We start from the raw sequence: 9,144 nt of genomic DNA, 5'->3' as shown, positions 1-9,144 counted from the left end.
ACCTGGTTGATCAACTGGTGCCTGGGAGCCTGGAGTTTGCGAGTTTCACATTCGAATATCTCCAACAGCGCCAGACGCTCCGGGTTGGTCAACTCCTCATACGAATGCCCCTGGAAAAAGACACCGCCGCGCGCAGCGACTCGACGGCCGCCCCGATGTCCCCACGAGTACTCGAAAACATGTTCGAATAGTATGCCCCGCCACCGACAAAACCCGCCCCACTGAAACCACTGAAACCAAAGAGGCGCAAGTGATTTCGGCACGCCACCGCGCCGGCACTCATCGGCGGCCCACCCCCTCTTGCGCTGCCGAGAACAATGGGTCCAAGTGGCGACTGCGCTGCGGCACGGTGCCCGGATGGATCAGAGGTGGGTGAGAGCCATGGCCTCGTTGCTCATGGCCTGCGGCGGGTTCCTGTTCGCCGTCCTATGGATGGACTTGATTTTCGATGTCCAAGTTCTCCGCTACCGGAAGGCCTCGACCGAACTACCCGAGCCCGTGCTCGCGTCCATCGCGGCGTACTACCACCGCGCGACCACCACGTCGCGCCCGATGAACCGCCTGATCGCGCTTGTCATGCTCACGTTGCTGGGAACGCTCGTGCTGCAGGCCGCGCGCGGACACGACCCAGGCTGGCTGCTGGTGACCTCGGCCCCGATCGCCGGCATCCCGACCATGTTGGCGTTGACGCACACCGTTCCCGATGCGATCCAACTCGGGCGCCGCGCGGACAGCCCATCCGAGCAGACGCGCCTGGCACGATCGATCTGCCGGGACCATCTGCTATCCGCCGCCTGCATGCTCGCGTTTCTCATCCTGTGGGTGGCGACCAGCGTTGCGATCTGACCTGCACGACGGGGCGTAGTAATAGGGCGCAGGTCAGGACCCGCTGGCCACGTCAGTGAGCTACGTACTAAACTAGAACACGTTCCAATTCGGCGAGCTCCCAGGAGTTGTAATGCACACCCCTATCTGCGACGAACTCGGGATCGAGTTCCCGATTTTCGCCTTCACCCACTGCCGCGACGTCGTCGTGGCGGTCAGCAAGGCCGGGGGGTTCGGCGTGCTCGGAGCTGTCGGCTTCACGCCCGAGCAACTGGAGATCGAACTCAACTGGATTGACGAGAACATCGGCGACCACCCCTACGGCGTCGACATCGTGATTCCGAACAAGTACGAGGGCATGGACTCGAACCAGTCCGCCGAAGAGCTGGCCGAGACACTGCGCAAGATGGTGCCACAGGAGCACCTGGACTTCGGCAAGAAGATCCTCGCCGACCACGGCGTGCCGGTCGAGGACAGCGACGGCGACACGTTGCAGCTCCTCGGCTGGACCGAGGCGACGGCCACGCCGCAAGTGGAGGTGGCGCTCAAGCACCCCAAGGTGAAGATGATCGCCAACGCGCTGGGCACCCCGCCGGCCGACATGATCAAGCACATCCACGACGCCGGGCTCAAGGTCGCCGCGCTGTGCGGCTCGCCCTCGCAGGCGCGCAAGCACGCCGACGCGGGCGTCGACATCATCATCGCCCAGGGCGGTGAGGCCGGCGGGCACTGCGGCGAGGTGGGCTCGATCGTGCTGTGGCCGCAGGTCGTCAAGGAGGTCGCCCCCGTCCCCGTGCTCGGCGCGGGCGGCATCGGCAGCGGGCAGCAGATCGCCGCCGCCTTGGCGCTGGGTTGCCAGGGCGCGTGGACCGGTTCGCAGTGGCTGATGGTCGAGGAATCCTCGAACACCCCGGTGCAGCAGGCGGCCTACGTCAAGGCCGGCAGCCGCGACACCGTGCGCAGCCGCTCGTTCACCGGCAAGCCGGCCCGCATGCTGCGCAACGACTGGACCGAGGCCTGGGAGGCGCCGGACAACCCGAAGCCGCTCGGAATGCCGTTGCAGTACATGGTTTCCGGCATGGCCGTGCGGGCGACGAACCGGTACCCCAACGAATCGGTCGACGTGGCGTTCAACCCCGTCGGACAGGTGGTCGGTCAGTTCTCGAAGGTGGAGAAGACCTCGACCGTCATCGAGCGCTGGGTGCAGGAGTACCTGGAAGCGACCAACAAGCTGGACGAACTCAACGAGGCCGCCTCCGTTTAACGCGTGCCTAGACGTCGTCGACTTCGTCGCGGCCGGTGAACACTTCCTTCGTCCGGTCCAGTGCGTACGTGCCGATGTCGATCGAATTCTGAACGATGCCGCTGGCGCCCCCGGCGAGGTCGCCGCGGATGATGTCGCCGGCGTGTTCGACGATGTCCGAGGCTTTCTCGACGGCGTTGGTCGCGATGTCCCTCGCCGCGTCGACTGCATCTCTGGGGTTGAAGGCCATCTCGAGTCTCCTTTTGTGGCAGGGCGGTCGCTTCGACTCTAGACGGGGTCGCGCACCATTTCTCGTCGGCGTCGCGACCTAGTAGTGCACCAGCGAACGCCAGTAGTCCTCGGGAATTTCGGCCCAGAGCGCATTATTCGCGCCAGCCCGATGGCCATCGCGATGCCCAGCAGTCCCAGCCACAGCCCGGCCAGTGCGATGACGCCCCACAGCACGGCGGTGACCGTGGGCCACGGCGAGAGCACCGCGAGCACCGGCGCGAAGAAGAACCCCGTGCCGATGTACCACGCCGACCCGGCGCGATCGGAGGTCAGCACGAAACGCAGCCAGCGCGGAATCGCGGCTGTGGCCTGCTCGCGTTCGCGCATCGTCGTTATCCCGAAGGCGGGAAGAACCCTGCGCCGGTGAACCATCCCTCTTGCCACCCCTGGGCTCCCAGGCAGAGCATCGGCAGCCCGCGGTCCGACTGTGCCGCCGCCTGCGGCCCCGGGCACTTGGCGCCGGCCTGCTGGACGCCGTAAAGCGGATACGAGATCACCCAGTACCCGGTGGTGGCCGCCGGGAACTGGTTGGGCGGCGGGAAGTGGCAGGCCTCGGCCTGGCCGCTGGGGCCGCGTCCGAAGATGAAGCTCTCGTAGTTGTCACACGGCGCACCCAGCGAGGCTTGATAGTTCATGCCCGGCACGTCGCCGTCATATCCGGCGGCCGCGCACGGTGCCAAGCCGATCGTGATGCCCGCTATCGAAGCGGCGCTGAGCAGTTCCCGAATCATGTCCTACCCCGCCTGTCGTCGCCGGTGACCTGCACCAAAGCATATCGGTCGGGCCGCCGGCCACAAGACCGTTCCGGCTTGCGACCGCGATCCCGGGCCTAGACCGGCTCCTCGGTGAAAAAACGCCGGTGAAGAACACGTTCCAATTCGCACCCGGGGATCTTGCGTCAATGCTTCCCAACCAAGGTGCGGCAGTGGTTTCCTTGCACAAGGACGACTAGACCACTTCGTCATCGAGGAGCGGGCCATGCCAACCGTCGAGCCAACCGTCGAGCAAACAGCCAAGCCGGTCCCCAATCTGCCTCCCGGCTTCGACTTCACCGACCCGGACATCCACGCCGAGCGACTCCCGGTGGAAGAACTGGCCGAGCTGCGCCGGACCGCGCCGATCTGGTGGAACGAACAACCAGACGGGGTGGGCGGATTCGATGACGGCGGCTTCTGGGTGGTGTCCAAGCACAAGGACGTCAAAGAGATTTCGCGGCGCAGCGACGTGTTCTCCAGCCTGGAGAACACCGCCCTGCCCCGATACAAAGAGGGCACGGTGCGCGAGCAGCGCGAGACGGGCAAGTTCGTGTTGCTCAACATGGACGCCCCGCAGCACACCCACCTCCGCAAAATCATTTCGCGCGGATTTACCCCCCGCGCCGTCGAACTCCTCCGCGATGACCTGAACGAGCGCGCACGACGCATCGTCGCGGCCGCGGCGGCCGAGGGTTCCGGCGACTTCGTCGAACAGGTGTCCTGCGAGCTGCCGCTGCAGGCGATCGCCGGGCTGATGGGGGTGCCGCAAGAGGACCGCATGAAGCTGTTCCACTGGTCGAACGAAATGGTGGGCGATCAGGATCCCGAGTTCGCCCGCAACGACGCGATGGGCGCCTCGGTCGAACTGATCACCTACGCGATGCAGATGGCCGCCGACCGTAAGCAGAACCCCGGGGACGACATCGTCACCAAGCTGATCGAGGCCGACGTCGACGGGCACAAGCTCTCCGACGACGAGTTCGGCTTCTTCGTGATCCTGCTGGCCGTCGCGGGCAACGAGACCACCCGCAACTCGATCACCCAGGGCATGATGGCCTTCACCGACTTCCCGGATCAGTGGGAGCTGTACAAGCGCGAGCGCCCCGTCACCACCGCCGACGAGATCGTGCGCTGGGCGACACCGGTCACCTCATTCCAGCGGACCGCCCTGGAGGATTACGAGTTGTCCGGCGTGCAGATCAAGAAGGGCCAGCGGGTCGTAATGGTCTATCGCTCAGCCAATTTCGACGAGGAGGTGTTCGACGACCCGTTCACCTTCAACATCCTGCGGGACCCCAACCCGCACGTAGGCTTCGGTGGCACCGGCGCGCACTACTGTCTCGGGGCCAACCTGGCGCGGATGACCATCGACCTGATGTTCAATGCGATCGCCGACGCCATGCCCGATCTGGAATCAGCGGGCAAGCCCGAACGACTCCGGTCGGGCTGGCTCAACGGAATCAAGCACTGGCAGGTCGACTATCACACCAACGGTGCCGAGAAATGCCCTGTCGCGCATCAAGCGCAGGGGTGACAAGCTAGGGACATGCCCACTCATCGAGCCGTCCATGTCCCGTCCGCAGGTGCAGCTTTGGAGCTGGTCGACGCCGAAACCAAACCACCGGGTCGCGACGAGGTACGGCTGACGGTCGCTGCGTGCGGCATCTGCGGCACCGACGCGCACTTCATCAATGGCGGGTTCCCCGGCATGTCCTGGCCGCTGACTCCCGGGCATGAAATCGCCGGCAAGATCGCCGAGCTAGGCGATGGAGTACAGGATTTCGCGATCGGTGACCGTGTCGCGGTCGGGTGGTTCGGCGGTTGTTGCCACCGCTGCAACCAATGCCGTAAGGGCCAGTTCATTCACTGCGAGAACGGCAAGGTGCCGAGTTGGCAGTATCCCGGTGGATACGCGGAGTCGGTGACCGTGCCGGTGAGCGCGCTCGCCCGCATCCCGGACGAGCTTTCCGACGCCGACGCCGCCCCGATGGGTTGTGCCGGCGTGACCACCTACAACGCCTTGCGCCACACCAAGGCGCTGCCCGGCGATCGGGTGGCGATTCTCGGTGTCGGTGGACTGGGCCACCTCGGCGTGCAGTTCGCCCGGGCGATGGGCTTCGAAACCATCGCGATCAACCGCGGTACCGGCAAGGCCGACGACGCCCGGAAGCTCGGCGCCCATCACTACATCGACTCCACCGCAAACGATCCCGCCGAGGCGCTGAAGGATCTTGGCGGCGCGACCGTTGTCCTGGCCACCGCCGGCAATTCAAAAGCCATGGCCGCCACGGTCGGCGGCATACTCCCCCAGGGTGAATTGGTCACCATCGGGGTCACGCCCGAGCCGCTGCCGATCAGCCCGGTGCAGCTGATAACGCCGGGCGTCAGCATCGTCGGCCATCCCTCCGGGACGGCGAAGGACGTCGAAGACACGATGCATTTCGCCGTCTTGTCCGGCGTGCGGGCGTGGATCGAGGAACTTCCGCTGTCGCAGGCCAAGGAGGGCTATGCGGCACTGGAAGAGGGTCGGGCGCACTACCGCACCGTTTTGACCATGTGACACAGTCGGTTCGTGACTTCCGACGAAAACTCGGTGTGGACGATCGGTCCGGCCGACGGTGAATTGTTGTTGCACACCGGTGTTGCCGGCAGGGCGGCACGGATGGGTCATCGTCTGACCATCGCGATGACGCGCTGGCGCGCCACCGTAAAATGGGCCGATTCCCGGCCCGTCAGCGCGGAGCTCGTCGTCGAGACCGATTCGTTCGAGGTGCTGCGTGGCGCCGGCGGCGTCAAGGGGCTGTCCGGGAGCGAGAAGGCATCGGTGCGCTCCAACGCGCTGAAGTCATTGTCCGCCAGTCGATTCCCCGAAATCCGCTACTCCGCAGACGTCATCGAGGACATCGACGACGAGTACCGCCTGACTGGCACGCTGGAAATCCGGGGAGAGTCACGAGACCACGTGATCGAGGTGTACACAAAAGATCTCGGGGACTCATGGCGGATGTCGGTCGAATCCACCATCCGTCAGTCCGACTACGGCATCAAGCCCTACTCGGTGCTGATGGGTTCGGTCCAAGTCGCCGACGAGGTGTCTTTGACGTTCTCCGCGGTTCGCGCCCAAGGCAATTGAGCGCTACCCGCCCGGCGTCGGAAGAAAAATCAGGGCTGCGACTCGCGCGGGGCTGAATCTGCGGCCGGCTCGCCGGTGTCACCGGGAATGTGCTCCAGCACCCGGGTCAGGTACGGCTGTCGGTCGCCGCCGGCGCCCGGCTGCTCTTCCGGAGGGCTCGGCTCCGAAACCGGTTCCCCGGCAGGCGGCTTGGCCTGAGGAGCCGCCGGCTTGGTCGGTGGGGCCGCTGGAAGCGGCGCGACGGCCGTGATCGCCTCGGCGATCTGTGGTGTCGGCGGGTGGGTCGCGTGCCTCGGTGCGGGCGCCGCGCTGGCGGGGCCGACGTGAATCCCCACCGCGAGTGACACCGAGCCGACGAAGGTGATGGCACCGGCCGCCAGCGCGGTCACAGCCCCGGAGTAGGACAACTGCCGCTTGTGGGCGGGCGCCGGCACGGGTTCGCTGACGTGCTCCACCAGCTGATCGTCGGTGAACTCGGTGCTGCGGGCCGCGGACAGCGCGGCACCGCGCGCGATGGTCACCTGGGCCATGGACTGCACGAAAACCGGGACCGGCAAAGTCTTTTCGAGCTGCCAGGAGAGTCCGTCGACGTCGCTGTGGCCGCCGACCACCACGACGCCGCCCGGCTGCCATCCGTCGCGCTCGAACATGCCGGTCAGCCAGCGGGTCAGACCGTCGAAGCCGCCGCGGACGTGCTTGGTCGCGGTCTGGGTCTCCCCGTCGTGCGTGTCGACCATGACGACGGTCGTCGCGTCGTGGTCGAGGATGCAGACCGCCGTCTGCTCGTAGCCGATGACGGGGGCGATCGCCTGAGCCAACGTCTCGACGGCGTCGGAAAACCGGATTGGCACGACGTTGTCGAATCCCGCGTCGGTCAACGCCTCCAGCACCAGCGCGGCCTGTGCGGATGCATCGTCGTTCCAGGTCACCCCGATGACACGCAGGCGGTGATCGCTTGCCGCCGCCGCCGTGTCGACCCGCAATACCTCGTCTACTACCTGCTCCGCGGTACCCACGGCGTGAACGCCGTGGCCAGCCCGCAGCGCCAGCTCCTGGTGATCCAGGATGGTGCCGTCCGCGCCGTGCCCTTCAGCGAGGACCCAACCAACCGTGGTCGGCGTCACTGACAGGCCAAGAACCGTGTCCAAATCTATGCCCCAATCGGTCCCGCGCCCGACCCCTCAGCCGCACCGACGCGCACCATGAAGCCGCAGGTGCGGTGATTCGTGAGAGCCGGAACAGACACGGGATTGCGTGGTCTTCGTCGGCTTGCTTCGAGAGAGCCTACGCGGTCGGCGCAAGTCCGGCTGCCCCGGTCGGCCATCGCCTGGGAATCGCCAGATGAACGGGGCGGCGCCGGCAACCGCGGGTGCGACCGCCGACCTGCCACCGAGTTGGGCGGTGGCCGTTCGCCGGCAAAAGCCACATCGATTTATCGGCCGAGAAAATACTTATCGGTGTCGCGGTTGCATGGCGAACGCCTTCAAACGGTCAAAGATGCGACACGCAGCTGTCCGGTGGCGACCCGCGCCCAAATCCGGTGCGGGCTTCATTTCGGGTGCTTTCTATAACGTGGGTCATCGCGGGGGTGCTCGGCGCACACCCCGCCCGAGGGGCGGGGCTGCCTGGCGTTTCATGACGCGACGGGTTGGACCCTCGCCGAGCGGGTACGCGTGGCCTGTCGCCGCCCGGGTGTGCCAGGTGGCGAAATTATGAGGTGAAAAGAGATGCCGAAACGAGACGCGTTCGCGTCCCAATCGACATTTCGCGGACTCACACGGTAAATTCCTGTGAGACCACGATCACACTGACCACATCGACAAGGGGCAGGTATGACAGATCTGAGCGAGAAGGTCCGGGCCTGGGGGCGCCGGCTTTTGGTCGGCACAGCGGCGGCAGCCACACTGCCGGGCCTGATCGGTCTTGCCGGCGGCGCCCCGACAGCGAACGCTTTTTCGCGTCCGGGTCTGCCCGTCGAGTACCTGCAGGTGCCGTCCGCGGGAATGGGCCGCAACATCAAGGTCCAGTTCCAGAGCGGCGGCAACGGTTCTCCCGCGGTGTATCTGCTGGACGGTCTGCGGGCCCAGGACGACTACAACGGCTGGGACATCAACACACCGGCGTTCGAGTGGTACTACAAGTCGGGCCTGTCGATCGTCATGCCGGTCGGCGGCCAGTCCAGCTTCTACGCCGACTGGTACGGTCCGGCGTGCGGTAAGGCCGGCTGCCAGACGTACAAGTGGGAGACCTTCCTGACCAGCGAACTGCCCGGGTATCTGGCCTCCAATAAGAGCGTCAAGTCCAACGGCAGCGCCGCGGTCGGTATCTCGATGTCCGGCTCCTCAGCGCTGATCTTGGCCGTGAACCACCCGGGACAGTTCATCTACGCCGGCTCGCTGTCGGCCCTGATGGACCCCTCCCAGGGGATGGGGCCCTCCCTGATCGGTCTCGCAATGGGCGATGCCGGCGGCTACAAGCCCGACGCCATGTGGGGGCCGTCGAGCGACCCGGCCTGGGCGCGCAACGATCCGACCCTTCAGGTCGGGGCGCTGGCCGGTAACAACACCCGCCTCTGGGTCTACTGCGGTAACGGGACGCCGTCTGAGTTGGGTGGGGCGAACATGCCCGCCGAGTTCCTGGAGAACTTCGTCCGGAGCAGCAACCTGAAGTTCCGGGATGCCTACAACGCTGCCGGTGGCCACAACGCCGTGTTCAACTTCGACGCCAATGGGACTCACAGCTGGGAGTACTGGGGAGCCCAGCTCAACGCCATGAAGCCCGACCTGCAGGGCGCCCTCGGCGCCACCCAGGGCGGCGGCGGATAACCCTTCGCCCGGCTCGTTCACTACTGCGCCTGACAACTTCGTCAGGCGCAGTAGTGCGTTAAGGGGACGACA

The 9,144-nt window shown here is 65.9% G+C and carries 10 protein-coding genes and 1 pseudogene; 7 read left to right on the top strand and 4 right to left on the bottom strand.

All coding sequences use genetic code 11. The features are described 5' to 3' along the window. The 3 genes from A5732_RS27440 to A5732_RS02215 all read left to right on the top strand — a co-directional run. Positions 1-191, top strand: a 191-nt coding sequence (locus A5732_RS27440) for a hypothetical protein (protein WP_216351560.1), incomplete at its 5' end; no start/stop codon positions are given. Between the two features lie 190 nt (positions 192-381). Further along, positions 382-846, top strand: a complete 465-nt coding sequence (locus A5732_RS02220) for a hypothetical protein (RefSeq protein WP_076100378.1) — start codon at positions 382-384, stop codon at positions 844-846. A gap of 112 nt (positions 847-958) precedes the next feature. Then, positions 959-2,089 carry a nitronate monooxygenase gene (locus tag A5732_RS02215; protein ID WP_076050686.1) on the top strand — a complete coding sequence of 377 codons (1,131 nt, stop codon included), beginning with the start codon at positions 959-961 and terminating at the stop codon, positions 2,087-2,089. A 7-nt stretch (positions 2,090-2,096) separates the two neighbouring features. Here A5732_RS02215 and A5732_RS02210 read toward each other — a convergent pair whose 3' ends face one another. The 3 genes and pseudogenes from A5732_RS02210 to A5732_RS02200 form a co-directional block, all read right to left on the bottom strand. Further along, positions 2,097-2,318 (bottom strand): Rv1893 family protein, encoded by a 222-nt coding sequence (locus A5732_RS02210; RefSeq protein WP_064951428.1) that lies wholly within the window; start codon positions 2,316-2,318, stop codon positions 2,097-2,099. Between the two features lie 78 nt (positions 2,319-2,396). Then, positions 2,397-2,686, bottom strand: a pseudogene (locus A5732_RS02205) (hypothetical protein). 5 nt (positions 2,687-2,691) lie between these two features. Further along, complete coding sequence (locus A5732_RS02200; RefSeq protein WP_064951426.1) at positions 2,692-3,090, bottom strand: hypothetical protein; 399 nt, start codon at positions 3,088-3,090, stop codon at positions 2,692-2,694. Positions 3,091-3,337: 247 nt separating this feature from the next. On the opposite strand from A5732_RS02200, the gene A5732_RS02195 reads away from it, so the two are divergent. The 3 genes from A5732_RS02195 to A5732_RS02185 are packed head-to-tail and all read left to right on the top strand — an operon-like array spanning position 3,338 to position 6,247. Next, positions 3,338-4,648 carry a cytochrome P450 gene (locus A5732_RS02195; RefSeq protein ID WP_076050682.1) on the top strand — a complete coding sequence of 437 codons (1,311 nt, stop codon included), beginning with the start codon at positions 3,338-3,340 and terminating at the stop codon, positions 4,646-4,648. A 12-nt stretch (positions 4,649-4,660) separates the two neighbouring features. After that, the gene (locus tag A5732_RS02190) at positions 4,661-5,674 is read left to right on the top strand and encodes an alcohol dehydrogenase (protein WP_076050680.1); all 1,014 of its coding nucleotides are present in this window, start codon (positions 4,661-4,663) and stop codon (positions 5,672-5,674) included. Positions 5,675-5,686: 12 nt separating this feature from the next. Further along, positions 5,687-6,247: a YceI family protein gene (locus tag A5732_RS02185; protein WP_076050678.1), complete on the top strand. Its 561-nt coding sequence runs from the start codon at positions 5,687-5,689 to the stop codon at positions 6,245-6,247. Between the two features lie 29 nt (positions 6,248-6,276). On the opposite strand, the gene A5732_RS02180 is transcribed toward A5732_RS02185, so the two are convergent. Continuing rightward, positions 6,277-7,395 carry a DUF7159 family protein gene (locus A5732_RS02180; protein WP_076050676.1) on the bottom strand — a complete coding sequence of 373 codons (1,119 nt, stop codon included), beginning with the start codon at positions 7,393-7,395 and terminating at the stop codon, positions 6,277-6,279. Positions 7,396-8,079: 684 nt separating this feature from the next. Between A5732_RS02180 and ag85B the strand changes: the two genes are divergently transcribed. Beyond that, positions 8,080-9,072, top strand: coding sequence for a diacylglycerol acyltransferase/mycolyltransferase Ag85B (gene ag85B / locus A5732_RS02175; protein WP_076050674.1), 993 nt, complete (start codon positions 8,080-8,082; stop codon positions 9,070-9,072). Positions 9,073-9,144: the final 72 nt, after the last annotated feature.

The organism is Mycobacterium colombiense, assembly GCF_001953985.1.
Lineage (GTDB): Bacteria > Actinomycetota > Actinomycetes > Mycobacteriales > Mycobacteriaceae > Mycobacterium > Mycobacterium colombiense_B.
The sequence above is the reverse complement of the archived record's forward strand: the minus strand, read 5'-3'. Positions and strand labels throughout refer to the sequence as shown.

What these genes read in the sequence shown, in the direction of transcription:
- A5732_RS02195 (WP_076050682.1), top strand. Translation starts at nt 3,338, where the DNA reads ATGCCAACCGTCGAGCCAACCGTCGAGCAAACAGCCAAGCCGGTCCCC.
- A5732_RS02215 (WP_076050686.1), top strand. Translation starts at nt 959, where the DNA reads ATGCACACCCCTATCTGCGACGAACTCGGGATCGAGTTCCCGATTTTC.
- A5732_RS02210 (WP_064951428.1), bottom strand. Translation starts at nt 2,318, where the DNA reads ATGGCCTTCAACCCCAGAGATGCAGTCGACGCGGCGAGGGACATCGCG.
- A5732_RS02190 (WP_076050680.1), top strand. Translation starts at nt 4,661, where the DNA reads ATGCCCACTCATCGAGCCGTCCATGTCCCGTCCGCAGGTGCAGCTTTG.
- ag85B (WP_076050674.1), top strand. Translation starts at nt 8,080, where the DNA reads ATGACAGATCTGAGCGAGAAGGTCCGGGCCTGGGGGCGCCGGCTTTTG.
- A5732_RS02220 (WP_076100378.1), top strand. Translation starts at nt 382, where the DNA reads ATGGCCTCGTTGCTCATGGCCTGCGGCGGGTTCCTGTTCGCCGTCCTA.
- A5732_RS02200 (WP_064951426.1), bottom strand. Translation starts at nt 3,090, where the DNA reads ATGATTCGGGAACTGCTCAGCGCCGCTTCGATAGCGGGCATCACGATC.